The organism is Mycobacterium sp. AZCC_0083 (assembly GCF_014202335.1).
Taxonomy (GTDB): Bacteria; Actinomycetota; Actinomycetes; order Mycobacteriales; family Mycobacteriaceae; genus Mycobacterium.
The window spans coordinates 448,733-474,770 of record NZ_JACHGP010000002.1; the positions used below are offsets into that span (position 1 = coordinate 448,733).

Sequence of the window (26,038 nt, forward strand, 5' to 3'; positions counted from 1 at the left end):
GGGTATTGGCGGTACCTCCCTTCTCTTGCGGCGCGGGCCTACGGTGAGTGGATGGCCGCCACACTTGATCTGCGCACCGAGATCCGAGAGTTTCTGAGGTCGCGTCGCGCCCGCATCGCGCCGGAGCTGGCTGGCCTGGCCGCCTACGGTGGCAATCGTCGGGTCAAGGGTCTACGTCGAGAGGAGGTAGCACTACTCGCTGGGGTTTCGGTCGAGTATTACGTACGCATTGAGCGCGGCAGCCTGGCTGGCACCTCGGAGGGCGTGCTCGATGCGCTATCCACGGCGTTACAACTCACCGAAGCGGAGCGCGATCACCTGTTGCATCTCGCACGCCAGTCCGCGGCGCCCGTCGGTCGACGGCGCCGCACACCTCCCGCGACGGTGCGTCCGGCGCTGCAGCAGGTGCTCGACGCCATTACCGGTGCACCGGCGTTGATCCGCAATGGGCGCCACGACGTGCTCGCCATCAATCAACTGGGTCGCGCGCTGTATTCGCCGGTGCTGGCCGACCCGCGACGCCCTGCCAACATGGCGCGATTCGTGTACTTGAATCCCACCGATGCCGAGCCGTTCTTCGTCGACTACGACCAGGTGGCGCGGAACGCGGCCGCGATGTTGCGCATGGAGGTGGGCCGTAATCCCCACGACGAGGAGCTCATCGCCTTAGTGGGTGAATTATCAACGTGCAGTGAGCTATTCCGGCAGCAGTGGGCATCTCAGGACGTGCGACTAAAGGGATACGGGAGCAAGCGTGTGAACCATCCGGTGGTGGGGCGGCTCGACTTGAACTTCGAGTCCATGGATCTACCCACCGAATCTGGCCTGCAGTTGAATGTCTACACCGCACCTGCGGGAGGCCCGGCCGCTGACAATCTGGCCCTGTTGGCGTCGTGGGCGAGCCAGGAGACGTTGGGAAACGCGCTCCATGCTACCGGCGGATAACCCGTCCTTCAGTCCGTCTGCGTCAAGGACCGCATTGCTGGAACCAATCCTTCCTTGATCGGGGGCGACGCCGTCAACCCATGGAGTTGCCACCAGGGCAACGGCGCTATCGAAGCACGAATAGGGCTTGTTTTCAGTGTAATTCGTTCGTACTGGTAACTCGCCATATTCGATACCGCCGTCTTCCCTGCGCGTGCGGTCGCTGTGGAACCGTCGAGCGGCGCCGATGGGGGAGGCAGGTGGATCACGTCGCCCGACGCCGAAATGTCGTGGCGGTTTCAATTGAGCAAAGGAACCGCAGCCAACCCGCGATGCGAGGGCCGATATCGACTGCGTGGCTTTAGTGTTGGCTGCTGTGGTCGGACTGGACAGTTGTGTGACGCGCTGGAGGGTCGCGCTGCATGTAATTGTTTCGTTGTTGATAGTTGTCACCTCCGGACTGGCGATCACCCCGGTGGCTCATGCGGCTGCCGCCGCGGCGAGACTGTCGGTGTCATCGACGTGGCAGACCGGTTTCATCGCCCACTTCACCATCGTCAACGCGAGCACGGCGCCGATGACGGATTGGCGGCTCGAATTCGACTTGCCGGCTGGTGAATCCGTCTCGCACACGTGGAGTAGCACCCTTGGGCAATACGGCACGCACTATGTTCTCACCCCTGCGAATTGGAATCGCATCATTGCGCCGGGCGGTTCGGCGACAGGTGGTCTGAGAGGCGTGCTGACCGGCTTCTACACACCACCGTCGAATTGTGTGCTCAACGGGCAATACCCCTGCTCCTAGAGGCTTTTGCGCGCCGAGGTTCGACCACTCCGATGCCCGCCGACTGCGTGTCGCTTGAGCGATTCGGTCATAGTTCCGGCCGGGCGAGCGGTTCAGCCGAAAATTTGACCCACACCGAAGGAAGACGCAAGAGTGAGCCCATGAAGACGATCGCATACCGCCACACGGCAGTCGTCGGCCTGGCCGTCGTCGCATTGATCACCGTGGGCTGCAGCAATGGCAAGAGCATCGATGCGTCGGCGCCGCCGCAGGTCGGGTTGATCGCCACCTCCGAGACTCAAGCCCCGCCCACCGAAGTGAAGCTCACCGGGGAGAGAGACGTCGAGGTGACGCTGACCGGTCCGATTGCAGCCAAGTACGCGTCGGCAACCGAGAATCAGCGGCAGGCTCTCGGCAAGCCACTGACGGGTGACCGCAATGCGGGGGCACGGGAGAGCGGTGTGGTGTTCCAGCAGTTCCAGGGCGGCGTGATCACTGCCAAGAACGACGAAGCGGGCACGCCTGGATACATCACGTGGGGCAAGATCCGGGAGGCCTGGAATGTCCCGCGCGACCCAGAGGGCGTGCCTGCGGTCACCGGCGATAACGGCTCAGTGGGTCCGCTGGGCGCGCCCACCAGCGACGAGAACACCGTCGGCGATCTCCTCGTTACGACCTTTGAACACGGCAAGATCGATTACGACGCGAAGACGGGCCAGGTCGAGGTGACGGTCAACGGCAAGGTCGTACCCTCCGGGCTGTAGATGGCGGGTGGCGACTCGGACCTGCATCGAGCTTGATCGTGGTCAGCCGTTATCCCGCCATGTGAGCACCTGCTTGAGTGACGCGAGGTCGTAACCGTCGTCGGAGGTGAGTTCGGTCTGGAACAAAGTGACTCCTGCCTCGCGGAAGGCATCGGCACTGTCGGCGTTCTCCCAGAGCGTCGAGCGTTCGATGTCGGCGCCGTTGCGGCCGAACGTCGCTGCCAGCTCATCGACGCGGTCGCTGGACCTGCGGAAGGCGTCGAGGTCCTGGAACGCGTGCCAGATGTCGGCGTGCCGGGCAACGGCGGGCAGCGAGCGCTTGGGCCCCGTGCCGCCGATCAGGATCGGGAGCTTGCGCACGGGCGGCGGAATCAGTGCTGCGAGTCGGTTCTCGATGCGGATCAGGCTCTCGTCGAACAGATCGAAGCGGGACCCGAAGGTGCCGAAGTCGTAACCGTAAGTGGTGTAGTCCTTTTCGTACCACCCCGCGCCGAGGCCCAGAATGAGCCGGCCACCGCTGATGTGGTCGACGGTGCGCGCCATATCAGCGAGCAGGTCCGCGTTGCGGTAGCCGACGCCGGTGACGAGGAGCCCGATCTCGGCGTGAGAAGTGATCTCGCCCCATGACGCGAGCGCGGTCCAGCCCTCGAAGTTGGCGACGTCGGGCTGCTCATCGAACATGACGGGCTTGCCGTCGACGATTTCCTTCATCGCTGGGCGGTGGAAGTGGTCGTAGCCGAAGATGACGTCGACGCCGAGATCGTCGGAGGCCAGCACGGCGTCGCGCCATGTGGCGTAGTCGGGCGTGCCGCCGGGCTGGATTTGCACGGCGACGCGGACGGGACGGGTCATGGATGCTCCTGAGTCGGGGGAGGGCGACTCTTGAGCCAAGTTCACCGGGTGCGGGTTTATTCCGGATCGGCACGTTTCGGATTTGACCGATTCATCCCAGGATCGCCCGCGCTGCGCGTTCTGCGATCAGCATGACCGGCGCATTGGTGTTCCCGGAAGTGATGGTGGGCATCGCCGAAGCGTCGACCACTCGAAGGCCGGCGACGCGGTACACGCGACAGTCGGTGTCGAGCACCGTGGTGGCCGACCGCGGAACACCTTGTGTATCAATGGCTCCCATCGCGCAGGTGCCCACGGGGTGAAAGATGGTTGTACCGAGCTCACGGGCCGCCTGCCCGAGGTCTTCGTCGCTCACCAGTTGCGGGCCGGGAAGCAATTCTTCTGGGTGGTAGCGGGCCAGGGACGGCGCCGCCATGATCTGCCGGGTCATCCTCAAGCCCCGCACGGCGGCTTGACGATCGGCGTCAGTGGACAGGTAGTTACAGGAGATCTTCGGGTAGGTCAGCGGATCTGCGCTGGCAATGCGCACGTTGCCCCGCGAGCTGGGTCGCAGATTGCAGACTGACGGAGTGATCGCTCCGAAAGGATGTAGCGGTTCGCCGAACTTGGCCAAGGACAGCGGCTGTACATGCCATTCCAAATCGGGACTGGCCAACGCGGGATCGCTCTTGGCGAAAGCGCCCAGCGTGGAGGGCGGCATGGTCATGGGTCCTGAGCGCAGCAGCAGGTACTGAAGTCCCATGCCTGCACGGGTGATCCAATTGCGGTACAGCGTGTTGACGGTGCGGGCGCCCCGCACCCGGTAGACCGTTCGCAGCTGCAGGTGGTCCTGGAGGTTTTCACCCACGCCCGGCAGATCGACGGCCAGCGGGACCTGATGCTGGGCAAGGAGCCCGGCCGGGCCCAGACCCGAGGCCTGCATGAGATGCGGCGACCCAATCGCACCGGCGCTCAGGATCACTTCCCTGCGCGCCTGGACGTCGATGATCTGGCCGTCTTTGAGTAGCCGCACACCGGTGGCGCGGCGCTGAGCTGTGGTCCAGGCACCACGACGCTGCTCTTCGTGAACCTGGTCGTCCATCAGCAGCTTCAAGGCCTGGGTGTGGGTGTAGACGGTGAGATTTGGTCGTTGGACGACGGGATGCAGGAAGGCATCGGCCATCGACCAGCGACGGCCACGCCGTTGGTTGACGTGAAAGTACGCACTGCCGGCGTTGTCGCCTCGGTTGAACTCGTCGATCGGGACGATGCCCACCTCGGCAGCGGCGGCCTGCCAGGCGTCCAAGATCTTCCAGCGCACCCGCGGCCGCTCGACCGGGATCTCGCCACCGGCGCCGTGCCACTCGTCGGCTCCGCCGAAGTAGTCTTCCAACTCCTTGAAGATCGACAGCGTCTCGCCGGCACCGTCCGGGCCACCCCAAAGCCAGCGATCGTCACCGGTGGCCTGCGCCCATAGGTCGTAATCGCTTGCTTGTCCGCGCATGTGGATCATGGCGTTGATCGACGAGCTGCCGCCGATGACGCGGCCGCGCGCGTAGTGAATGCTGCGGTCGGCCAGACCTGGATCGGCCTCGGTCGTGAAGCACCAGTCGGTGCGGGGATTGGCAATCGTGTACAGGTAGCCCACCGGCACCTTGATCCAGAACCAGTCGTCCTTGCCGCCGGCCTCAACCAAGAGCACACGGTGATCAGGGTTGGCGCTGAGCCGGTTGGCGAGCAGGCAGCCCGCACTGCCTGCTCCCACGATGACGAAATCGAACTCGGCGACGGGGCTCATTTCCGGCATCATTCCTCCCTCGACTTGGCACTCAAACACCGACATACCGTTGTCGCTGCACTGTCTGATGCTGATGTCATGAACGAGAACACGAAAGTCATGAATACAAGCTGGGCTGTTGCGGATGCCGCACTTGCGCTGTGGTTGGAGATGTGGAACACCGACGGTGAGATCGCTCGTCGGATCTGCAGTGAGGATTTCCAGATTCACTTCTTGATCTCCGATCCGGACGGGTCGAACCCGGGCGACGACGTGCTGGGCGCGGAGAGTTTCGCTCGGTTCCTGGATCGGTACCGCGAGCAGCATCCGGAGGTGGTCTTCTCCGAGGCCTCGCGGGCCGTGGACGGCGCGCACGGGCGGATGCTGTGGAACGTTCAGGTCGGGGACCATGCTGCGGGCGGGATCGACGTCTTCGACTTCACCGACGATGGGCTGATCCGCGAGGTGTGGTCGGTGACCGGGACGCGCGCGCACCTCACCTGAGATCCGGGGGAGACTCGAATCCATGAGGAGAGCCGAGCGGCTGTACGCGCTGGTGGATCTGCTGCGGGGATCACGCCGGCCGGTGTCAGCCGCTCGGCTCTCGGAGGAGTTCGAGGTGTCGAAGCGCACGATTGAGCGTGACATCCAGTCCCTCCAGCTCGCGGGGGTCCCGATCTATGCCGACCACGGGGTGTCGGGCGGGTATTCGATCCTGCGGGAACACTCCCTGCCGCCGCTAAATCTCACGTTGCCGGAGTCGCTGGCGGTGCTCGCGGGGCTTGGTTTGCTTGAGACCTCGCCGTACGGTGCGGCGGCGCGTCGGGCGCGAGCGAAGGTCCTCGCGATCAGCCGCGAGGATCAGCTCGCACCGGTCGATGAGGCGTTGGCCTCGATGTTCGTCATCGACTCCCAATCGCCGTCCGAGGCGGCGGTCTCGCTGATTCCCGAGGCGATCGCCGCGCGCCGGGTCGTACGGTTGGACTACATCTCCGAGGACGGCGAGACACTTACCACCCGTGACGTGGAGGCGATGGGTCTGCTGCGCGGAGGTGATGCGTGGCTGTTCGTGGGATGGTGTCGGCTGCGCGAAGGCATCCGCGGATTTCAGCTGCACCGCATCCGGCACCTGGAGATCATCGGAGAGGTGTTTCCCGAACGCGATCCTGCGGTGCTGGACACGGATCTGTCGCGGTGGCGCACTCGGCGGCTCGGGTGATGCTGCGACCGACACTTCACGAATGCAGCGGTTCACGACGCCCATGGCCCCACGCCGCCAACCGTGCCGATCGTGATGTGAGTCAGGTACCCGGGCGGTGCATCAGGCGGCGGGAAACCGGTGCCGGGGCCGAATATCGACGTAGCGATCTCGTCGAGCAGCTCGGGGGCACCGCTCTCCTCGACTCGGGCCGTGCCCTTGATCGACAGATAGGGTGTCTGCGGCCCGCTGCGGTCGGTGGATACGACGGTCACCGCCACGCGGGGATCGCGCCGAATATTACGAATCTTCTGATGCTCCAACAGATGAGCGCTGACGAGCTCGTCACCGCCGTCGGCCGTGGTCCGCACCCTCACCCATACCACGCTGATTTGCGGGCTGCCATCCCGATTGATGGTGACCAGCGTCGCTGGGTCGGAACCGATGAGTTGGCGTGCCATGTCGTTGAGTCTCATGATGCGACTGTCCGTCCTTGATGACGAGCGGAACCGAATGCTCCACCCTCTACCAAGTCCGACGAACGGTGCAGTCGCAATCCGACGAGCGGAATCAACGAAGACAGATGGAATCACAACACCGCAACACCGCAACACGGCGTAGTCGGCTTCGCGCTGCCTCTTCAGCGCGTCGGCCAGTGCGGATACGGAGCACCATTCTCCTTCGCTCGGATCCACGCAGCGGTGGACGGGAGCAAGGCCAGCACGATCGTCACGATCGGAAAGACCAGGCCCACGACGTCAGCTCCTGTGCCGCCATACTGGTACTCCGCGATGGTGGAGGCCAGCGAGAGGCTGATCAGAGTGCTGACGATCGACACGGCGCACCCCGCGACCACGATCCACTGGCTGGTCCTCTTGCGAAGCAACAACATCACCGTTCCGACCGACAACAGCACGCCCGCGACGATGTTCAGCATCGTGATGGCGATCAGCCCTGTCCAAGCGCCGGACCCGGTGTCGTAAGTCGATTCGCTGATCATCGCGGTAAGTCCGAAGGCCATGAGGAGGCCGCCGACGACATTCGCCAAGCCGCCGAGTCCGGAGAGAACAACCGCGATGATGCCTGTGGCTGCGCTCGGAGACCTGGATGCGGGCGGCAGTGGGTAAGGCTGCTGTCCGCCCGGGTAGCCGCCTTGCGGTGGGTAGCCGCCTTGCGGCGGGTAGCCAGGCTGCTGCTGCGGGTAGCCAGGCTGCCCTGGAAACCCCTGACCGTAGGGCCCGTACGGATAGTTCATCAATCCCCCTCGACGAAACGACCGGCACTCAGCCTATCGGCCGAGATACTTCAGTCTGTGCAGTCCGATGCTGTCCTTGAAGGCCGACCCCGCAACGTCAAGTTCGACTTCAAGGTCGACGACGAAACAAGGCACTGACATGACCCTGTCTCCACCACCTCGCGCCGAGGTTTTCTTGGTAGAGAGCCGCCTCAACCCGATCTCGACGCGAGCCACGCTCGAACTCACCGATGACAATTTGCGCTGCACAGTCAAGGAGTACTCGAAGTGGGTCGAGAAGGCCTTGGGGATTTCAGATCTCAGATCTCGGCTTCAAGCTGGCGAGGCGGTTGTGGCGTTCGATTTCCGGCGTGAGCAGCTGAAGATCAAGTGGCTCAAGCAATTTCTGAACGCGGGATTTTCCGTTAGCGAAGGCGGCTCACGCCGTTGGCTGGTGTCTCTCGTTTATCCCACTGGAGTCATGGCATTGGTGGAGGTTGTGGACGGCTGGGACGTCCACAACGAATGGCGGTGGGCCCTGCCAGGCCAACGAGCGATATGAGCGCGACTGGCGGAATTGGCGGAATTGGTCACAAGTTTCTCGGCGACGAGTACTGGTAATCCTTCATATTCGATTCCTGCATATGGTCCCAGGGGGCCGCACTCCGGACCGAACCAGCGGCGTTGACCGTCGCGCGCTCGACGTCCTGGGCCGGGGAAGCGATGCCACTTCTGCAGGTCGGCGCTTATTGCAGCGAGTGCAATCGCATACGGCATTCCGCTCTGCACCTGCAATCCAGACGACTCCGCGGGTATCCCGCGATTGGAACTCCGCCCGGTTACCACCCGCGCCATCGGTCGTGAAGGCGCTGTGCATGCCCGGTAGCGGTGGACGACGATTACCAACAATCAAACCGCTTGGTGCGGTACGCGATTCGATATGTCATACCGGTAACTCGCCGTATCCAATCCTGCCGTATTCCTCCGGTCGCGAGGCATCGAGCCAATTGAAATCCGGCAGGGGAGAACCCACGCCCAGCGGGGTGTGCCGATCGTCAAGGAGGCCGTTACTCGTCCAGCGGTGTGCAGTCCTTCCACTGGCCGTCCTCCTTGACCAGAGTGAACTGGCTGGGATCGGCGGTGTAGGTGAATTGGCCGCCTAGGTCGATGATGAGAGTTACGTCGGCCGTTGCGGTATCGCCGTTGACCAGGACGTTTTCGATCTTGCCGAGTTTGAACTGCATGGGCGCCGGGATCGGCTCACTGGCCTGATCGCGGTACTTCGCGCAGGTCAACGGGGCGATTTTGGCAAAATCCGATGTGCCGTGCGCTTCGGAGACCCGGGCGATCACGTCGCGGATCTGATCCTCGCCAGAAACCGTCGACGTCGGCGCAGGCGGTGAGGCTGAGGCGGCGTCCGCACCGCAGCCTGAAAGTAGTAGTGCTGCGGTGCCGATCAGTGCGGCACTAATGATGCGGATGGCCATGCGTTTATCTTGACAGCAATTTCACAGGTTTGGCGTCCCAACGCCGTTTTCAAAGTCTCACTCACAACGTCGCCAGACAGTGGTGCCCGGTTTACCTGACATAATGTGGCTTATCGGCATTTGGCTGACCTGGACGAGAGTCGCCATAGCACCTTCGGCGCGTAGGCATCGAAGCCCAATCGTCACCCCTCGTGCTCATGGCGCGGATGTGCGCAAACCCCCGCAAGCGTCGCGGCGCCAGTCGGCCAGCCAAGGATCCCGTCGCCGTGAGACGCCGCATCGGTTACACCCGTCGCGACGACCGACACAGCGCAGAGCGCCACTGAACCCCCTGCCCGGCCTCTGCGTCGACCCTGGCCATTTCGTCACAGTGACGAATTGTCTACGGCGGTCCGATCGACGTCCATCGACGAATCACGTTCTTGCGCACTTTGTTTCCAAGACCTCCCGGCGACTCGCCATCGGACGCAGCGCCGGGCTCAAGGAGAGTGGCCGCCACATGGTGCGCCTGCGCCTGGCGACTTCTCGCCATGCATGCCACCCACCCCTTTCGAAACCATCGGGTCCATCAAACCCATCGTGCCGCTCTCGGACGACCTACACTCCCCCGCCGTCTATACGTCACAGTGACGTAATACTGTGGGGCGCAGGGACATTCGGGCGACGCAGGCTGCGATATTCCCACGATGGCCGCCGCTCATTCCGGATTGCACAACTTCCACGTCATCGACCCCTCAGTTCAGGCGACACGGTGTTCGATTCTAAGTCTGTGTTTGCGCGCCCGTTGACACGTATCCATGCACCTCAATTCTGGCCACGGCCAACGAGTGCCCCGCCACCGACGTCTCCATGGTCGTGACGCCATCCACGAGCCGATCAGCGATAAAATCGAGTAGTCCTACCCATCCGCTGACTGGTGCAGTACGGCAAGGTATTTGGCATGAATGCCCTCAATGCGCTCTCGAAGAGTAGCCCCGCCTTCTTCGTTCAGGCCGCCATCGCGTTCGGCGTGAGCTCCCTGGCCTTGGTTGCCGGAATCTACTTCCTACCACTGGATCTGTGGCAACGATCGTTCCTCGCCATGACTGCGCTCTTTGTCGTCTCCAGCTCTTTCACGCTGGCCAAAGTCATTCGAGACCAACAGGAGGCCGCCACCATCCGCGTCAGACTCGATGAAGCACGGCTGGAGAAGCTGATCGCAGAACACGATCCATTCGGCACGACGAGCTGAATCACTACCAGCAGAAGTCGCACCTATTGGGCTCGAGAGCAGGCGGATTATCTCCGTCCCAAACGCCGCTCGGCAGGCTCCCCTGGTACGGAACGTTGCCTTGTTCGTGTGCGACCCAGTACCAGGTGTGGCAGATGTTCATGTCCCAGTTGTAATAAACTCCTGGCCCCGCTTGGCCGCCGGATCGCGGGGCGGGTTGTGGGTACTGCATGGGATCTCCTGGGCACCAATGGAATGGCCCGGAGTCGGCTTGGGCAGTACCTGCCATCCCCACTGCAGCGAGCCCGAGGGCGCCCGACAACAGGGCCACGCCAGCCATCTTCGTCATGTTGCGGGTAGCGATCATGGCTTTCCCCTTCATTTGCATGGTCCACATGTGGGCCCTTGGCATAAAGGTTGCGGCCAACGCCTTGGCGGATTCTTGGGGTGCAGATCAACTTGGGCAGCACAACCGAAGTACTAGCTGATGAGGCCGAGTTTCTCGGCGAGGTCGAGCACGGCTTCGGCCCGGGCGCGGGTGGGACCAACACTGCCGTCATAGGGTCCGGTGGGCGTGTCCAGGCGGGCGAGCGTGCAACGCGCCTCATCGATCTCCAGCGGTGATGGGCTGAGCAGACTGTTGATCGTCTCAGCATGGGCGAGATCCAGACACAGCCGGCCGGTCATGCCGGCAGCTTTAGCCACCTCGGTCTCACGTGCCAGGTCGGACGCCTGGTCACGCATCGTAGGTCCGTCGATGGGTGCTGGGAGTCCTGCAGCTCGACTGGCGATCACTAGCCTCGCGCGCGGATACGCCAACACCATCGGATCGGCGCACATCCCGGTGTCGCGGCGGAAGTCCCCCACCCCGAATGCAATTCGAGAACAGCCCGTGGCCTTTGCGAGATCAGCAGCCGATTCGATGCCCACCGCTGACTCGACCAGCGCCACCAACGGTGTGTTGGCAGGCAGCCGGGCGGTGGTTGCGGCGACTTCGTCGGCCGATTCGGTCTTGGCCAGCATCACGCCGGCGAGTCCAGGCGCGCCGGAGAGGGCGTTCAAATCAGCCGTCCAGGCAGGCGTGCTCGCACTGTTGATCCGCACCCATCCCTGGCCACCGCCGCACAGCCACTCGGCCACCGACTGGCGGCCTGCGGATTTCTGAGCATCGGGCAGCCCATCCTCGATGTCGAACACGACCGCATCGGCGCTGCCGGCGACCGCGGCTTCGAACAGGCCGCAGCCATCCGGGACCCCTGGCTGTAACAGCCACGTCCGGGCCAACGACCAGTGCGGCCTGCGGATCCGCTCCGCGACCTGCGATGAAACTGTCACGCCGACCACCTCTCTCTCGGGCGATGTCGCGTCTATCGTCACCCCCGGCAATGCGGTCCGCCAGATTGCGCACATTATGTTCACGCTCACGTTCAAGGCGCTGATGTGCGACGCGCCACGCCCATTTCTGACCGTTTCTTCTCAGTGACTGCCCCTCCCCGACTTCCCACTGCGACCCACGCCTACACGACCGGTCGTCTCTGCGAACGTCCAGAAGTGGGTGCAGCGCTGCTCATCCACCACTAGCCTCGTCTAGTAGTCGATCGGCAGGGGCGAAGAACGTGGCTGCGGACATCAAGACCCGATCGCACTGGCTGATGGGCTATGGACTGTCCCGCGCGACGATGAAGCTGCTCGCTCGCCAGGGTGATCCGTTTGCCCAATTGATGATCGACAGCAGCCAGCCCGAGAACGTGTATGACCTCGTCGAGCAGGTCCGCCAGCGGGGGCGGATGTCCCCGGTCGTCGGCAACGGGTGGGTCACCGCTGACGCGCAGATTGTCCGTGACGTGCTACGCGACGGCAGGTTCCGGACCCTCAAACCGAAGGACCGGTCACCATTTCACGTCGTACAGCGGATGCTGGCGAAAACCAATCCCGGCGTGCTCAACGCCACCGAACCGCCGTCCCTGCTCGTCACTGATCCACCCGAGCATGCACGGTTGCGACGCCTGGTTTCGCGGGCATTCACCCCCCGCGCGATCGACGGGCTTCGTCGCCGCATCGAGGAGATCTCCAGCACCCTGCTCGACGATCTGAGTGACCGCACCCAGTGTGATTTGGTCGCCACCTACGCTTCGCAAATCCCGATCGAAGTCATCGCCGAGATGCTGGGCATACCCCGCGACGAGATAACGCACCTCTACGCATTCGCCGACCCCGGCACCAAACTGCTCGCCGACACGGCCGTCTCTTGGCACGACTTCCGCACCGCCATCGCAGCGTTGCGCGAGTTCGAAGACTACATCGCCGCGCACATCGAGCGGCTCCGACGGCGCGGCGCCGACGACAGCATCTTGTCAGCCGTCAGCGATCTCACCGACAACGAAGTCCGGATGTTCGCGGGGCTGCTCCTGGGTGCCGGGTTCATCACTACGGCCCATGCATTCGGTAACGCAGTCGTGGCACTCGTGGGTCACCCCGATCAACTGGCACGGCTCCAGGCATGTCCCGAGGGCTGGCCCAACGCCGTCGAGGAGGTGCTGCGCTACGACTCGGTCATCCAAATCGCTGCCCGGGTGGCCACCGAGTCAATTCACATCGACGACTACACCGTGCAGAAGGGATCGGCCATCGTCCTGCTCGTCGGCGGCGCCAATCGTGATCCCGCCGTCTTCGAACGTCCCGACGAATTCGACACTGCCCGTGCCAACGCCCGCGACCACATCAGCTTCAGCACCGGTATTCACGTCTGCCTCGGTGCCCCGCTCGCTCGCATGGAACTGCACATCGGCCTGCGAGCACTGTTCGAACGCTTCCCCCAACTAGCCCTCGCCGGCGAACCCACACTGAACGACAGCACCCTGCTGCACGGAATCAAACACTTGCCCGTCCACCTCGGACCCACGAGGGTCACCGCCGGCTAGCAGTCCGCAAAGCCGACAACCAGGGAGTAGCCGTGCCGACGCTGTACGAAGTCGTCAACTACCACTCATACGCCGAGTTCATGAGCGTGTACAACAGCTCCGACGCGTCGTTGATCATCAATGACCTATTGCTCCGGTCGTTGGGGAACTACGACACGACAACACGTTTCGCGATCGCCAGCCAGCTCCTCGACGACGGCGCTGACCCGGCAGCCCAGTACGAGATAGGGCACCGCTGGTCGCCCGGATGGACGAGTATCTACGCGATCGATGACGCCCCAGCACACCAGCGCGGACCGATTACAAGATGCCCGTGCCCTGAGCCACGAACGCGAATCCCACCAGCGTCAGGATAGCTACCAGGATCGGTGTGCGATAGCCACCTACCCAGTCATGTACCAGCCGCAGTGCCGCTTGGGTTTTGGTCGGTGCGAGCACATTGCTGATCAGCACGATCTCGACGACCGCGAGGCTCACGACGACGAACACGACCGCGGCGCCGATCTGCGCGCCGATCACGGCCCCCGACGCCAGGATCGTGGCGAGCGAGAACATGACAAGGGAAGGGTTCGGCCCCGCCCAGAAGCCGATCACGAACGCAACCCACAAAGCGCCGCTCTCCCACGCCCTGTGGGCGCGCCTCAGCAGTCGCTGCGTGGCCGATGCGCCCTTCGCCGGCGCATCCTGGCCCCGCTTCAACAAACGCGAGATGGGCGACGACGCGTCCGAATCCGCAACCGCGGTCGTTGTTTTGGCGTCCCGGGCCCGCCGACGTGTCACGAAGCGCACCGCCATCAGGGCCGCGATCGCCAGCACCAGTACACCCAGGAAGATTTCGACGCGCCGGACGGTGGAACTCGCAGTGGTGGCGGGATTGGCCAAATCGTGCGCGAAGGACGAGAACAACGGCGTGAAGTGCAGCACCAGAAGCGGGACCAACAGCAAGACGAAGCTCGCGCTCACGCAACCGATCCAATACACCAGCAGGTTTTGCGCAGGGCGTGGCCTGGAGATCAGCAGAAGATTGACGCCGAGACGTACCGGGTCGAGTGCGATCGGAAGTGCCAGCACCGCCACCGAACTCCACATTGCCGACAACCTACCGCGCCCCGTCCGTCGCCGAACAAGCCGCGTCGCGATGGCTTCGACTGTGGTGCAACGGGTTCACGAATCCAGACGATCGAATTGACCGTGCCGGTACTGCTCGACACACGACGCCCGTCTGACCTTGCCGCTGGTCGTGATCGGTATCGAACCCGGAGGCACCAGAACCAGATCCGCGATGCTGAGTCCGTGCGTGTTGAACACCGCCGACGCCACTTCGCGCCGAACGGCGACCAGGTTCTCCGTCACCTCGTCGTCCGACGCGCCGCGCTTCTTCTGCTCGATGATGGTGACGAGTTTCTCCGTTTGACCGTCCGCGACCGATATCGCCGCGACACGGCCTCCGGTGATCTCCTGGATCGTCGCCTCGATGTCGTCGGGGGCGTGATTGCGTCCGTAAACGATCAGAAGGTCCTTGATGCGTCCGACGATGAACAGCTCACCGTCGGAGATGAAGCCGAGATCTCCAGTCCGCAGCCAAGGGCCTTCCGGCGTGCCATCCGACGGACCGACCAGCACGCCCCGGAAGGTGTCGTCAGTCTCTTGCGGTTTGCCCCAATACCCTTCAGCGACGTTGCCGCCGTGCACCCAAATCTCGCCCGTCGTCCCCGCCGGACACTCGGTGCTGGTGTCGGGATCCACGATCCGCACCACCGGGGCTTCCGGTTCGCCGTAACTGATCAGCGCGGTACCTCGCCCACCCACGAGCGGCTTCGCGTGCCCATCGGATAGTTTCTCGGCGTCGAAGTGAACGACTTTCGGCGGCTCACCCGGTGCCCGGGTGGATACGTACACCGTCGCCTCCGCAAGTCCGTAGGACGGTCGGACCACCGACTCCCGCAGATTGAAACGGGAGAACCGCTGGGTGAAGCGGCGCAGGGTCGCCGGGTGCACGCGCTCACTACCGGTGACGATGATCAACACGTCCGAAAGATCGAGGCCTGTCATGTCCTCGTCCGAGGTCTTGCGCGCCGCCAGTTCGAACCCGAAGTTCGGACCCGCCGTGTAGACGTGCCTATTGCTCGCCATCAACTGCATCCACCGCGCCGGCCGCTGCAGGAAGGCAACCGGGCTGGTGAGAACGGTGCGCAGCCCCAAGATGACCGGTGCACATATGCCAAGCAGCAAGCCCATGTCGTGATAGAAGGGCAGCCACGACACGATGGTGGTGTCCGGCGGCGGAACCTTGCCGTAGTCGGCGAAGTAGCCGGCCATCAGTTGGTCGAAGTTGGCCTGAACGTTGTCGTGCGACATCATGACGCCGGCCGGCTGCCGGGTCGAGCCGGACGTGTATTGCAAGTACGCCGTACTGCCGCCGTCCACCTCGGCGTGAGGACCGGACCGAGAGTCTCGGCTCAGCAGGTCGACCTCGACCGGGGCCGCGCCCGAGTCCGGCCCGAGGTGTTCGGCGACGATGCCTGCGACCGCGGACGTCGTCAGCACCGCGGTGGGTGACGCGTCGCGGAAGACCAGACCGACACGCTCATCGATGGCGCCACCGAGCGGTACCGAAAGCGGAATCGCAATGCGACCCGCCTGCAGCGCGCCGAGAAACGCCACCACGTAATCGAGCCCTTGCGGCGCCAAGATGGCGGCGCGGTCACCCACGGACCCGCGAAGAGCAAGCTCCTTGGCAACGCTTGACGATCGCTGATACAGCTGCGACCACGTCAGCGACTCGGGGTCGCCTTCCCAGTTCCGGTCGTAATCGATGAAGGTGACCGCTACGTCGTCCGGCTGCAAACTGGCGCGCTCGCGCAGAACGGCGGGGATGGAAGCCTCAATCACGTCCGTCAGGTTACCGCGAGCAGTCACTGCCAAAGCGCTGTGAAAAACGGCGTCTCAGAACCCAACGTGCTCAGGGTCTGGACCCAGCCGCCGCGGTCTATCGTTGTCGCCGTGACACGGTGCCACGCCAGGGAGCGGTCAAGGTTGTGAGTTGGTCTTCGGCGTCGGCCGATCATTCGTCCGCGACGAGCGTCGCACCAGTTACCCCAGTTGCCGTCATCGGCATGGCGTGTCGACTGCCAGGCGGCATCGATTCACCAGAGCAACTTTGGGAAGCGTTGCTGCGTGGCGATGACCTGGTCACCGAGATTCCGGCCAACCGCTGGGACGCCGATGACTTCTACGATCCCGAGCCCGGCATGCACGGCCGGTCGGTCTCCAAGTGGGGCGCCTTCCTCGACGACGTCAGCGGCTTCGACGCTGAGTTCTTCGGCATCAACGAGCGCGAGGCGACATCGCTCGATCCGCAGCATCGGCTGCTGCTTGAGACTTCCTGGGAAGCCGTCGAACATGCCGGTCTCACACCGGAATTGGTGACGGGCTCGCTGACCGGTGTGTTCGTCGGACTGACTCACGTCGACTATCAATTGGTGGCCGCCCAATCCCCCACCATGGAAGGGCCATACGGCTTTCAGGGCAACAGTTTCAGCATGGCGTCAGGGCGGATTGCCCATGCCCTGCGTGTACACGGTCCCGCCGTCACGGTCGACACCGCCTGTTCGTCGAGTCTGTTCGCCGTGCACATGGCGTGTCGCAGCCTCAACGATGGCGAAAGCGACCTCGCCCTGGCGGGTGGTGCGTACGTGATGCTGGAACCGCGCAAGTACGCTGCGGCGTCGGCGCAGAGCATGCTGTCACCAACGGGACGCTGTCGTGCGTTCGACGCGGCGGCGGACGGATTCACCTCCGGCGAGGGTGTCGCCATGGTCCTGCTCAAGCGCTTGCCCGATGCGTTGCGCGACGGCGATCGGATCCTGGCCGTGGTGCGTGGCACCGCGGCGAATCAGGACGGCCACACCGTGCACATCGGGACGCCATCGCAACGGGCGCAAAGCGCCGTGTACCGAAAGGCGCTGGCCGCGGCCGGTGTTGACGCCAACACGGTCGGCATGGTGGAGGCTCACGGCCCCGGCACCCCCATCGGTGACCCCATCGAGTACGCGAGCCTGGCCGAGGTCTACGGCATCGATGGCCCCTGCGCGCTCGGGTCGTCGAAGACCAACTTCGGCCATACCCAGTCGGCCGCAGGGGCACTCGGACTCATGAAGGCCGTCCTCGCGCTACAACACGGATTGGTGCCGCAGAACCTACACTTCAACCGGTTGCCTGACGCGCTGGCCCGCATCGACACCAAACTCTTCGTACCGCAAGAGGTTTCACCGTGGACCAGCAACGGCGGCCAGCCCCGCCGCGCGGCGGTGTCGAACTACGGGCTTTCTGGAACCAATGTCCATGCAGTGTTGGAGCAGGCGCCGACATCCACGGCCGAAGACGAGCCGGATGAGGCTGCGCCACTGCTGTTTCCGCTGTCGTCCAGCTCGGCCGACGAGCTGCGTCGCACCGCAGGCCGGCTCGCCGAATGGCTCGGCGCACACGACGACGTGGGGCTGCCCGATCTGGCGTACACACTGGCCCGTCGGCGCGCGCACCGGTCGGTCCGCACCGCCGTCATCGCGCGCGACAAGCCGGAACTCACTGCGGCGCTACGCGAGGTCGCCGAGAACGTCACCCCTTACGGGTCGGCGACCGGGTACGACGATCAGGGACCGGTGTGGGTGTTCTCCGGCCAGGGTTCCCAGTGGGCCGGGATGGGAGCTGAGCTTTTGGCGAACGAACCGGTGTTCGCCGCCACCGTCGCCAAGGCCGAGCGGGTGATCTCATCCGAATGCGGATTCTCGGTGACCGAGGCGATGTCGGCAGGCCAGACTGTGACCGGCCAAGACCGGATCCAGCCGACGCTGTTCACCATGCAGGTTGCCTTGGCCGCCATCCTGAAGGCATACGGTGTGCGCCCTGGCGCGGTCATCGGACATTCGGTCGGCGAGGCCGCGGCGGCCGTCGTCGCGGGCGCGCTCTCGCTGGATGACGGGCTGCGCGTGGTGTGCCGCCGCGCCGGACTGATGTCCCGGGTCGCCGGTGCCGGCGCCACGGCGTCGGTGCAACTTCCTGCCCAGCAAGTCCTTTCGGAGTTGGCGGTCCGCGGCAAGAACGACGTCGTGGTCGCGGTAGTCGCGTCACCGGAGTCGACGGTGATTGCCGGCGCGGCGCCGCTGGTTCGCGAACTGGTCGCGAACTGGGAGCAGCGTGACGTGATGGCCCGCGAGATTCCCACCGACGTCGCATTCCATTCGCCTCACGTCGACCCGATCGTCAACGACCTCACCGAGTCACTCGCCGAGCTCAAGCCGATGACGCCGGAGATTCCCTTCTACTCGGCGACGTCGTACGACCCACGGGAACAACCGGTATGCGATGCCCGCTACTGGGCGGCCAACATGCGCCGCATGGTGCGGTTCGCCGCGGCGGTGCGCGCCGCTCTGGAGGATGGCCACCGAGTCTTCGCCGAGTTGGCGCCCCATCCCCTTCTCACCCACGCGATCGAACAGACCGCCAGAAGCATCGACATGCACCCGGCGATTCTGGCGGGTATGCGCAGGGATCAAGAACTCCCCCACGGGCTGAAGGAATTCGTCGGCCAACTTCATTGCGCGGGCGCAGCGGTCGACTTTTCGGTGCTCTACCCGAATGGGCAGCTGGTGGATGCACCGCTGCCGACCTGGACCCACCAGCGGCTGTGGTTCAGCAACGACGGTGATGAAGGCGCACCGCGCGGCGGTCACACCGTGTCGGTACATCCCCTGTTGGGTCAACACGTTCGCTTGCAAGAGGAGCCCGAGCGCCACGTCTGGCAGTCCGCCGTCGGGACGGACACCCAACCGTGGCTGGGCGATCACCAGATCCACGACGTCGCCGTGTTCCCAGGGGCGGCCTATTGTGAGATGGCTCTGGCCGCGGCTGGCACGGTGCTCGGCGAATCCGCCGAAGCCCGCGACATCCGCTTCGAGCAGGCATTGCTCCTCGATGCGCAGACCGCGGTCGGTGTCGTCGCATCGATCGAGACGCCGGGCGTCTTCGACTTCGTGGTGGCGACCAATCAGCAGGGCGAGCAGGTGCGGCATGCCGCAGCCGTTCTGCATGCTGCAGACGACGAACGACCGCCCACGCACGACGTGTCGGGCCTGCTGGCCGCGCACCCCGACCGCCACGACGGCAGCGTCGTTCGGGATCGGCTTGGCCAGAACGGTATTCACTATGGTCCGGCCTTCACGAGCCTGATTGCCGTGCATACGGGTGCGGACGGGTTGGGTACCGTGCTGGCCGAAGTCGCGCCGACCGGGCCGATCCGCGCGGAGCAGGCCGCGTACGGCGTGCACCCCGCGCTCCTGGACGCCTGTTTCCAGTCGGTCGCCGCTCACCCGGACGTTCAAGCGATCGGCGGGGACGCGCTGGCCGTGCCGACGGGTGCCCGACGCCTGCGCGCCTACGACTCGGCGCGCAACGCCCGGTTCTGCTTGACTCGCGTCACCGCCGGTTCCACCGGTATCGAAGCCGACGTCGAGGTGCTCGACCGGCACGGCACGGTGCTGCTCGTCGTACAGGGGCTGCGATTCTCGACCGGCGCATCCGAGAACGCACGCAAGGACCGGGTGCTGTCCGAACGCTTGTTGACCATCGAATGGCAGCAGCGCCAGCTGCCCGAGCTGCCCAAGGCCGACGCGGGAACGTGGCTGCTCATCGGCTGTCCCACTGAGGATGTGGTGGTCACCGAGCTGAGCGCGGCACTGGAGAGCCATGGCGCGCATTGCCTCAGCATGGACTGGCCCCACCACGCCGGTAGTTCGAACGTCGAGACGCTCAGAAACCAATTGCGCAGCGGTGAATTGACCGGTGTGGTGGTCGTGACCGGGCCTCGGGACGCCGCAGACGAGCAGAGCGCGCTGCAAGGCCGCGAGTACGTGCAGCATCTGGTGCATGTCGCCAGCGAATTGGTGGAGACGTCCGGGGAGCCACCGCGTCTGTACGTGGTGACACGCGGCGCACAGGCGGTGCTCGAAGGCGAGCGGCCCAACTTGGAGCAGGCCGGGCTGCGTGGCCTGATCAGGGTGATCGGCAATGAGCATCCACCTCTCGGCGCCACCCACGTCGACGTCGACGACGCCGAAGGAGTCGCCGGACTGCTGGCACGGCAACTTCTCGTCGGGTCGGACGAGGACGAGACCGCGTGGCGAAACGGCCACTGGCACACCGCTCGGCTGTATCCAAGGCCGCTTGGCCCCGAAGAGCGGCACACCGCCGACGCCGACCCGCAGCGCGACGGAATGCGTCTGCAGATGCGCACACCCGGCGATTTGGAGTCGCTGGAACTCGTTGCCACCGAACGGGTTCCGCCGGAGCCGGGCCAGATCGAGGTCACGGTTCTGGCGTCGAGCATCAACTTCGCCGACGTGTTGGTGGCGTTCGGCCGTTACCCCTCCTTCGAGGGACGACTACCGGAACTGGGCGCCGACTTCGCCGGGGTGGTGACCGCGGTCGGACCCGACGTGACCGACCACGCGGTGGGCGATCACGTGGCAGGTCTCTGCGCCGACGGCTCTTGGCGCACCTTCCTGACCTGCGACGCGCGCCTGGCCGTCACGCTGCCTGCCGGCCTCTCCGACGCCCACGCGGCCGCGGCGACCACTGCGCACGCCACCGCCTACTACGGCCTGCACGACCTGGCCCACCTCACCGACGGCGACAAGGTGTTGATCCACTCCGCGACGGGCGGGGTTGGCCAAGCGGCGATCGCCATCGCCCGCGCCGCGGGGGCCGAGATCTACGCCACCGCGGGCAGCGATGCACGTCGAGACCTTTTGCGCAACATGGGCATCGAGCACGTGTACGACTCACGAAGCCTGGAGTTCGCCGATCAGGTTCGAGACGACACCCACGGGTACGGCGTGGACGTCGTGCTCAACTCCGTCACCGGCGCGGCTCAGCGCGCCAGCCTCGAATTACTCGCGTTCGGTGGACGATTCGTCGAGATCGGTAAACGCGACATCTACGGCGACACCCGGATGGGGCTCTTCCCCTTCCGGCGCAACCTCACGTTCTACGCCGTCGACCTCGGGCTGCTGGCACACAGCCACCCGGACCGGTTTCGGCGACTGTTGACCACGGTGTATCAACTCACCGCCGACGGTTCGCTGCCGCCGCCCGACTGCACCCACTACCCGCTCTCCGAGGCCATCACGGCCATTCGGGCGATGAGCGGCGCGCAGCACACCGGCAAGCTGGTACTCGACGTCCCGACCACCGGCCGGGTGCGAGTGGCGGTGCCGCCGGCTCAGGTCGAGGTCTTCCGGCGAGACGGCGCGTACATCGTCACCGGCGGACTTGGGGGCCTTGGCCTGTTCTTGGCCGATCACATGGCCTCCGCGGGTGCCGGGCGCATTGTGCTGTCCTCGCGGACCCAGCCAACCGCGGAATTGCTCGAGAGGATCGACGCCATCCGGGCGAGCGGCACCGACGTCGTCGTCGAGTGCGGCGACATCGCAGAACCCGACACCGCGTCGCGGTTGGTCGCGACGGCGACCGCCACCGGGCTGCCAGTGCGCGGCGTTCTGCATGCCGCCGGGGTGATCGAGGACGCCATGCTGCCCAACGTCACCGACGATCTGATCGAACGTGACTGGGCACCAAAGGTTTACGGTGCCTGGAATCTGCATGGCGCTACGGTCGGCGAACCGTTGGATTGGTTCTGCTCCTTCTCTTCGGCGGCCGCGCTGGTCGGCTCGCCGGGGCAGGGCGCCTACGCTGCGGCCAACAGCTGGCTAGACGCCTTCGCGAGGTGGCGTCGAGATCGTGGCCTACCCGCCAATACCATCGCGTGGGGCGCGTGGGCCGAGATCGGGCGCGGTACCGCGATGGCGGCGAGCGCCGAGGTTGCCATCGCTCCAGACGAAGGCGCGTACGCATTCGAAGTCCTGTTGCGCCATGACCGCGCCTACGGCGGCTACGCCCCGATCGCCGGCACCCCGTGGCTGTCGGCCTTCGCCCAACGCACACCCTTCGCCGAGGCATTCCGCGCCACCAGCAAGAACCCAGTGGGCGCAAGCAAGTTGCGCGCCGAACTCGACGAACTGCCCCACGACGAATGGCCTTTGCGGTTGCGGCGGATGATCTCCGATCAGGTCAGCGTCATCGTGCGTCGCAGCATCGATCCGGACCGGCCGCTGCCCGAATGCGGCATCGACTCGTTGGGCGCCCTCGAACTGATCACCCGCATCGAGGCCGAGACCGGAGTGCGCGTCAGGGCGACGGAGATCACCACCATTCGTGGCCTCGCGGGGCTTCTCTACGAGAAACTCGCACCCGCCGAAACCGCCTGACTTGACTTGTTATCGAGACAATTTCGGATTGAGGAAGACGTATAGCGTATCGATCTTGTTCTCACGAACGACGACGACGTCGAGTCCGGTGTACTCGGGCGTCTCGTCCTTCGGACCGGAGCCCCACGCAAGGATTCCACCGTCGTGGAGCGCTTGAGGCTCGCCGTAGGGTGTATAGACGAAGTGCGGATGGGTCGCGCGGAGTTCCCCGGCGAACTTGTCCACGGCGTCGTGTCCGACAAAGACGCCGTCCTGAACATGGACCACGCAATCGTCGGTATAGAACTCTTCGACGGCAGCGCGGCGACGAGCCGCATCACCTTCGCCGAAGACCTCCTGAAGGTTTCGATCAAGAAGTTCTGCAATACGCTCGGTCACTATTACCCCTCCTCGAAGAGACACGCTCTCGCGTTGGATGATTCGCCCGGCCAGGCGGGCTCCGCTATGTGGCCAGGCGCGCGGCGACGGACACCACCCGGTGAGCCAAGTGTGTCAGTGCTGCGGTGGTGGGTTCGGCGACCTGAGTGAGGTTGTCGGGTCCGGTGACGTGGCTGACACCGTACGGGTTGCCGTCGGCGAACTTGATCGGGTCGGTGTAGCCAGGCGGGACGATGATGCCGCCGAAGTGCATCAGGGAAATGTAGAGACTAAGCAGAGTTGTTTCTTGACCTCCGTGGAGCGTCTGCGAGGAGGTGAAGCCGGCGTAGACCTTGTCGGCGAGCTTGCCCTGCGCCCAAAGCCCGCCCAGCGAGTCGATGAAACCGCGGAATTGAGCTGCAGGAGAGCCGAATCGGGTCGGAGATCCGAAGATGACGGCGTCAGCCCAAAGGATGTCGTCTCCACTTGCGGCGGGTAGGTCCTTGGTTGCGTTGTAGTTGCCTGTCCAGGCGGGATTGTGCTCGAAGGAAGTGGGGTCCTGCGTTTCGGCGACGTGGCGTACGCGGACTTCCGCCCCGGCGCGTTCGCCGGCGTTGGCGATGTGTTGAGCCATGGTCGTGCCATGCCCGGTAGCCGAGTAGTAGATGACGGCCAGCTTGGTCATGCGAGCGCTCCCTCGAGGTTGGTCAGCACGCCGAGTTGGGCGAAGATGATCGATCCTTCCGGGTAGCAGTCAAACCTGATGATCTTGCCGTTCTCGTCGAGTTCGAAAACGTCGGCGCATGGGGCGTCCATCTGCTTCCCGGTAGCGGGCAACTCGCCGAAGGGCAGTTGCAACGGTCCGTCATGGGTGCCCTGAAGGGCGAGTTGGACGACAACCACATTGCCGTCGGTGTAGATACGGCCAAGTTCGCGATGCATGTTGGAGAACGCGGTTCCGTAATTGCGGACCGGTTCGGCGAGGTCATGACCACGGTAGGTTGCTCCCACGGAATTGTCCGTGAATTCACCGTCGGGGGCGAACAGCGCGATCCAGCCTTCGAGGTCTTTGCGTTCGGCAACCTCGTATGCGTTGCGGACAGCTCCGACGTAGTCGATGGTCATGGCAAATTTTGTCCTTTCACACATGTTTGCAGTGCCAGTGACTACGGCGGAAGGTGCCGAGTTCCTGGAGGGGCGCGTCATTTATTCGTGATATGTCACCTATCGTAACGGCAATACGTGATGTGTCAACCGAGTGCCGCGCCGCGCAGGCCCAGGCCGCCGCCACTGACGTACCGCGCGGTATCGCCGTCCGCGCAGACACGCAGAAAGGCCGCGCGCCAACGACCGAAATCAGCTGTGATCTGGCATTCTCAGGAGATGCGGTCGGCACCGCGTCACCGACCGCATACTGCCCCTGTGACGCCGCCGCTGCGAGAAGGCCACACCATGTCCGGTACTCAGCCGTCGAAGCGGCGAGGTCAGCCGCGGTGGCTCACGCCGGAACAGCAGCGTGCCTGGCTTGCCTACATCCGCGTACAGCTTCGGATGAATTACGAGATGAATCGCCAATTGCAGCTCGACAGCGGCCTGTCGTTGTCCGACTACGACATCCTTGTCGCGCTGAGCAACGCTCCGCACACCCGGATGCGAGTCGCCGACCTGGCTGCCCAGATCGGCTGGGAGCGTAGCCGCGTATCGCATCATTTGCGGCGTATGTGCGCGCGGGGTCTAACCGAACGCCAGCCCTCACCCGACGACGGCCGGGCCACCCAGGCATGGCTGACCGCCACAGGCCGCGAAGCCATCAAGCAAGCGGCGCCAGGGCACGTCGAGCTCGTGCAGCGACTGTTCTTCGATTCGATTCCCGACGAACTGGTGGCTCCGCTGACCGCAGCGTTGGAACACGTCAACGTCACCCTCAATCTCAACAGCTCGCTGCCACCGATTCCGAACTAACCGGCCTACCGCGCGGGACGAACCGACAACGCGACCGAAACAGACGGCGTCATTATTAGTGATGCATCACTAAAGTTTGCGGTAGTCATGCACCACAGCTCGCACGGGAGGGAGACGCTCAAACCGCCGACAGCACGAGTTGCGGGTCACCGCCATGCCCGCCTGCACGGAACACCGAGCGTTTATGCGATGCAAGGTCGGGTAGTGCCGGCAAGGTGAGTTCTTCACTTCTGCTGATCGCAGATCCGGGCGCCCCAGCGGCTTTGGCCCAAGACCTCGCCCAGACGCTGCCGGAGGCGATGGCCGGAAGTTCGTCATCGAGCCGGGAGTGGACGATCTCAGTGCTGGAAGAGGCGTATCACCTCAACGAACAAGCGACGCTGACCGAGGTCATGGACGGAGTCGATCCGGCAAGTCAACCTCAGGACGTCGTGGTGTACCTGACCGACCTGCCACGTCGTGACGGCACACTTCCAGTGGTCGCCGATATCAGCATCGCTCGCCGCTTCGGCGTTGTCTCCTTGGCGTGCGTCGGCGGACTGTTCATCAGTCGACGAGTGGGCGACATGGTCAAGTCGGTCGTCGCCGAAGTCGACGACCAGAGTGATCGGCCGTCAGCTGTCGGCAAGCTGACGAGGACCGAGGACGGGCAGAGTGTGCGGTACACCGCGCCACCCGCGTTCGCACGGCTGCGCCTACTCATTGGCATGGTCTATGCCAACCGCCCATGGAGACTGGCGGCCGGAATGTCGCGTGTCATGATGGCGACGTTCGCCACTGGCGCGGTCAGTTTGGCCTACCCCACCATTTGGCAGCTCTCCGCCACGATGGGTCCATGGCGTCTCAGTGTCGTGACGGTTCTAGCGACAGCGGCGATGGTCGGCTGGCTGATCGTCAACCACAAGTTGTGGGAACGACCGGATTCCTCCGTTGACCGGGAACGTGCCGCGCTCTACAACGCCTCAACTGCCGTCGCCTTGACTATCGGGGTGGTAGTCCTGCACTTAACGTCGTTCGTGCTGCTCGTGCTGACCGCGTGGTGGACGCTTCCGCCAACGCTGCTCGAACACAATATCGGCCACGGAGTCGGCCCGTCGGACTATCTGCGGCTGGCCTGGTTGGTGGCTGCGGTCGCAACGTTGGGTGGCGCCTTGGGGTCTGGATTGGAAGACGATCAAGCCGTCAAGCAGGCGGCTTACGGAGCACGCCAGCAGCAGCGATTCCAGCGTTCAGAACCAGACCTCAACGACTAGGTCAGCTCACCGG

The 26,038-nt window shown here is 64.4% G+C and carries 22 protein-coding genes; 11 read left to right on the top strand and 11 right to left on the bottom strand.

The window, feature by feature from the left end; translation table 11 throughout:
* The first annotated feature begins 51 nt into the window (after window positions 1-51).
* From HNP02_RS05900 to HNP02_RS05910, 3 genes are all read left to right on the top strand, one after another.
* Window positions 52-945: a helix-turn-helix transcriptional regulator gene (locus HNP02_RS05900; protein WP_184436052.1), complete on the top strand. Its 894-nt coding sequence runs from the start codon at window positions 52-54 to the stop codon at window positions 943-945.
* Between the two features lie 355 nt (window positions 946-1,300).
* Entirely contained in the window at window positions 1,301-1,729 is a 429-nt protein-coding gene (locus HNP02_RS05905; RefSeq protein ID WP_184436054.1) for a cellulose-binding domain-containing protein, read from the top strand.
* Window positions 1,730-1,869: 140 nt separating this feature from the next.
* Entirely contained in the window at window positions 1,870-2,472 is a 603-nt protein-coding gene (locus tag HNP02_RS05910) for an LGFP repeat-containing protein (protein ID WP_184436056.1), read from the top strand.
* A gap of 42 nt (window positions 2,473-2,514) precedes the next feature.
* On the opposite strand, the gene HNP02_RS05915 is transcribed toward HNP02_RS05910, so the two are convergent.
* Together HNP02_RS05915 and HNP02_RS05920 are read right to left on the bottom strand one after the other, a co-directional pair.
* Window positions 2,515-3,324 (bottom strand): LLM class F420-dependent oxidoreductase, encoded by an 810-nt coding sequence (locus tag HNP02_RS05915; protein WP_184436058.1) that lies wholly within the window; start codon window positions 3,322-3,324, stop codon window positions 2,515-2,517.
* 91 nt (window positions 3,325-3,415) lie between these two features.
* Window positions 3,416-5,101 (bottom strand): GMC family oxidoreductase, encoded by a 1,686-nt coding sequence (locus HNP02_RS05920; protein ID WP_184436060.1) that lies wholly within the window; start codon window positions 5,099-5,101, stop codon window positions 3,416-3,418.
* 78 nt (window positions 5,102-5,179) lie between these two features.
* Between HNP02_RS05920 and HNP02_RS05925 the strand changes: the two genes are divergently transcribed.
* Both HNP02_RS05925 and HNP02_RS05930 read left to right on the top strand, forming a co-directional pair.
* Window positions 5,180-5,584, top strand: coding sequence for a nuclear transport factor 2 family protein (locus HNP02_RS05925; protein ID WP_184436062.1), 405 nt, complete (start codon window positions 5,180-5,182; stop codon window positions 5,582-5,584).
* A 22-nt stretch (window positions 5,585-5,606) separates the two neighbouring features.
* Window positions 5,607-6,299 carry a YafY family protein gene (locus HNP02_RS05930; RefSeq protein WP_184436064.1) on the top strand — a complete coding sequence of 231 codons (693 nt, stop codon included), beginning with the start codon at window positions 5,607-5,609 and terminating at the stop codon, window positions 6,297-6,299.
* Between the two features lie 32 nt (window positions 6,300-6,331).
* On the opposite strand, the gene HNP02_RS05935 is transcribed toward HNP02_RS05930, so the two are convergent.
* Both HNP02_RS05935 and HNP02_RS05940 read right to left on the bottom strand, forming a co-directional pair.
* Window positions 6,332-6,754, bottom strand: a complete 423-nt coding sequence (locus tag HNP02_RS05935) for a TIGR03618 family F420-dependent PPOX class oxidoreductase (RefSeq protein WP_184436066.1) — start codon at window positions 6,752-6,754, stop codon at window positions 6,332-6,334.
* A gap of 164 nt (window positions 6,755-6,918) precedes the next feature.
* Entirely contained in the window at window positions 6,919-7,533 is a 615-nt protein-coding gene (locus HNP02_RS05940; RefSeq protein ID WP_184436069.1) for a hypothetical protein, read from the bottom strand.
* A gap of 139 nt (window positions 7,534-7,672) precedes the next feature.
* Between HNP02_RS05940 and HNP02_RS05945 the strand changes: the two genes are divergently transcribed.
* On the top strand, window positions 7,673-8,074 hold the full coding sequence (locus HNP02_RS05945) for a hypothetical protein (protein WP_255506221.1): 402 nt from the start codon (window positions 7,673-7,675) through the stop codon (window positions 8,072-8,074).
* A gap of 505 nt (window positions 8,075-8,579) precedes the next feature.
* Here the strand turns inward: HNP02_RS05945 and HNP02_RS05950 are convergent.
* Window positions 8,580-8,999 carry a hypothetical protein gene (locus HNP02_RS05950; RefSeq protein ID WP_184436071.1) on the bottom strand — a complete coding sequence of 140 codons (420 nt, stop codon included), beginning with the start codon at window positions 8,997-8,999 and terminating at the stop codon, window positions 8,580-8,582.
* Window positions 9,000-9,939: 940 nt separating this feature from the next.
* On the opposite strand from HNP02_RS05950, the gene HNP02_RS05955 reads away from it, so the two are divergent.
* Complete coding sequence (locus HNP02_RS05955) at window positions 9,940-10,230, top strand: YiaA/YiaB family inner membrane protein (RefSeq protein ID WP_184436073.1); 291 nt, start codon at window positions 9,940-9,942, stop codon at window positions 10,228-10,230.
* A gap of 459 nt (window positions 10,231-10,689) precedes the next feature.
* Here HNP02_RS05955 and HNP02_RS05960 read toward each other — a convergent pair whose 3' ends face one another.
* Window positions 10,690-11,544, bottom strand: a complete 855-nt coding sequence (locus tag HNP02_RS05960; protein WP_309241429.1) for an aldolase/citrate lyase family protein — start codon at window positions 11,542-11,544, stop codon at window positions 10,690-10,692.
* Between the two features lie 317 nt (window positions 11,545-11,861).
* Between HNP02_RS05960 and HNP02_RS05965 the strand changes: the two genes are divergently transcribed.
* Entirely contained in the window at window positions 11,862-13,130 is a 1,269-nt protein-coding gene (locus tag HNP02_RS05965) for a cytochrome P450 (protein ID WP_221317286.1), read from the top strand.
* Window positions 13,131-13,430: 300 nt separating this feature from the next.
* Here the strand turns inward: HNP02_RS05965 and HNP02_RS05970 are convergent, their stop codons facing one another.
* Together HNP02_RS05970 and HNP02_RS05975 are read right to left on the bottom strand one after the other, a co-directional pair.
* On the bottom strand, window positions 13,431-14,207 hold the full coding sequence (locus tag HNP02_RS05970; RefSeq protein WP_184436077.1) for a GAP family protein: 777 nt from the start codon (window positions 14,205-14,207) through the stop codon (window positions 13,431-13,433).
* Between the two features lie 87 nt (window positions 14,208-14,294).
* Complete coding sequence (locus HNP02_RS05975; RefSeq protein ID WP_184436079.1) at window positions 14,295-16,022, bottom strand: AMP-binding protein; 1,728 nt, start codon at window positions 16,020-16,022, stop codon at window positions 14,295-14,297.
* 146 nt (window positions 16,023-16,168) lie between these two features.
* On the opposite strand from HNP02_RS05975, the gene pks2 reads away from it, so the two are divergent.
* Complete coding sequence (gene pks2, locus HNP02_RS05980) at window positions 16,169-22,453, top strand: sulfolipid-1 biosynthesis phthioceranic/hydroxyphthioceranic acid synthase (RefSeq protein WP_309241430.1); 6,285 nt, start codon at window positions 16,169-16,171, stop codon at window positions 22,451-22,453.
* 9 nt (window positions 22,454-22,462) lie between these two features.
* Here pks2 and HNP02_RS05985 read toward each other — a convergent pair whose 3' ends face one another.
* The 3 genes from HNP02_RS05985 to HNP02_RS05995 are packed head-to-tail and all read right to left on the bottom strand — an operon-like array spanning window position 22,463 to window position 23,935.
* Window positions 22,463-22,855, bottom strand: a complete 393-nt coding sequence (locus tag HNP02_RS05985) for a nuclear transport factor 2 family protein (protein ID WP_255506222.1) — start codon at window positions 22,853-22,855, stop codon at window positions 22,463-22,465.
* Window positions 22,856-22,895: 40 nt separating this feature from the next.
* On the bottom strand, window positions 22,896-23,495 hold the full coding sequence (wrbA, locus tag HNP02_RS05990; protein WP_184436083.1) for an NAD(P)H:quinone oxidoreductase: 600 nt from the start codon (window positions 23,493-23,495) through the stop codon (window positions 22,896-22,898).
* The gene (locus tag HNP02_RS05995; RefSeq protein ID WP_184436085.1) at window positions 23,492-23,935 is read right to left on the bottom strand and encodes a nuclear transport factor 2 family protein; all 444 of its coding nucleotides are present in this window, start codon (window positions 23,933-23,935) and stop codon (window positions 23,492-23,494) included. The genes wrbA and HNP02_RS05995 overlap by 4 nt, the downstream gene beginning before the upstream one ends.
* Window positions 23,936-24,262: 327 nt before the next feature.
* Between HNP02_RS05995 and HNP02_RS06000 the strand changes: the two genes are divergently transcribed.
* Window positions 24,263-24,772, top strand: a complete 510-nt coding sequence (locus tag HNP02_RS06000; RefSeq protein WP_255506224.1) for a MarR family winged helix-turn-helix transcriptional regulator — start codon at window positions 24,263-24,265, stop codon at window positions 24,770-24,772.
* Between the two features lie 215 nt (window positions 24,773-24,987).
* Window positions 24,988-26,025: a hypothetical protein gene (locus HNP02_RS06005; RefSeq protein WP_184436087.1), complete on the top strand. Its 1,038-nt coding sequence runs from the start codon at window positions 24,988-24,990 to the stop codon at window positions 26,023-26,025.
* Window positions 26,026-26,038: the final 13 nt, after the last annotated feature.

Bases quoted from the DNA above. Each gene is read 5' to 3' on its own strand.
- HNP02_RS05955 (WP_184436073.1), top strand. From the start codon at position 9,940: ATGAATGCCCTCAATGCGCTCTCGAAGAGTAGCCCCGCCTTCTTCGTT.
- HNP02_RS05965 (WP_221317286.1), top strand. From the start codon at position 11,862: ATGGGCTATGGACTGTCCCGCGCGACGATGAAGCTGCTCGCTCGCCAG.
- HNP02_RS05950 (WP_184436071.1), bottom strand. From the start codon at position 8,999: ATGGCCATCCGCATCATTAGTGCCGCACTGATCGGCACCGCAGCACTA.
- HNP02_RS05915 (WP_184436058.1), bottom strand. From the start codon at position 3,324: ATGACCCGTCCCGTCCGCGTCGCCGTGCAAATCCAGCCCGGCGGCACG.
- HNP02_RS05925 (WP_184436062.1), top strand. From the start codon at position 5,180: ATGAACGAGAACACGAAAGTCATGAATACAAGCTGGGCTGTTGCGGAT.
- HNP02_RS05945 (WP_255506221.1), top strand. From the start codon at position 7,673: ATGACCCTGTCTCCACCACCTCGCGCCGAGGTTTTCTTGGTAGAGAGC.
- HNP02_RS05900 (WP_184436052.1), top strand. From the start codon at position 52: ATGGCCGCCACACTTGATCTGCGCACCGAGATCCGAGAGTTTCTGAGG.
- HNP02_RS05920 (WP_184436060.1), bottom strand. From the start codon at position 5,101: ATGAGCCCCGTCGCCGAGTTCGATTTCGTCATCGTGGGAGCAGGCAGT.
- HNP02_RS05910 (WP_184436056.1), top strand. From the start codon at position 1,870: ATGAAGACGATCGCATACCGCCACACGGCAGTCGTCGGCCTGGCCGTC.
- wrbA (WP_184436083.1), bottom strand. From the start codon at position 23,495: ATGACCAAGCTGGCCGTCATCTACTACTCGGCTACCGGGCATGGCACG.
- HNP02_RS05940 (WP_184436069.1), bottom strand. From the start codon at position 7,533: ATGAACTATCCGTACGGGCCCTACGGTCAGGGGTTTCCAGGGCAGCCT.
- HNP02_RS05995 (WP_184436085.1), bottom strand. From the start codon at position 23,935: ATGACCATCGACTACGTCGGAGCTGTCCGCAACGCATACGAGGTTGCC.
- HNP02_RS06000 (WP_255506224.1), top strand. From the start codon at position 24,263: ATGTCCGGTACTCAGCCGTCGAAGCGGCGAGGTCAGCCGCGGTGGCTC.
- HNP02_RS05930 (WP_184436064.1), top strand. From the start codon at position 5,607: ATGAGGAGAGCCGAGCGGCTGTACGCGCTGGTGGATCTGCTGCGGGGA.
- HNP02_RS05935 (WP_184436066.1), bottom strand. From the start codon at position 6,754: ATGAGACTCAACGACATGGCACGCCAACTCATCGGTTCCGACCCAGCG.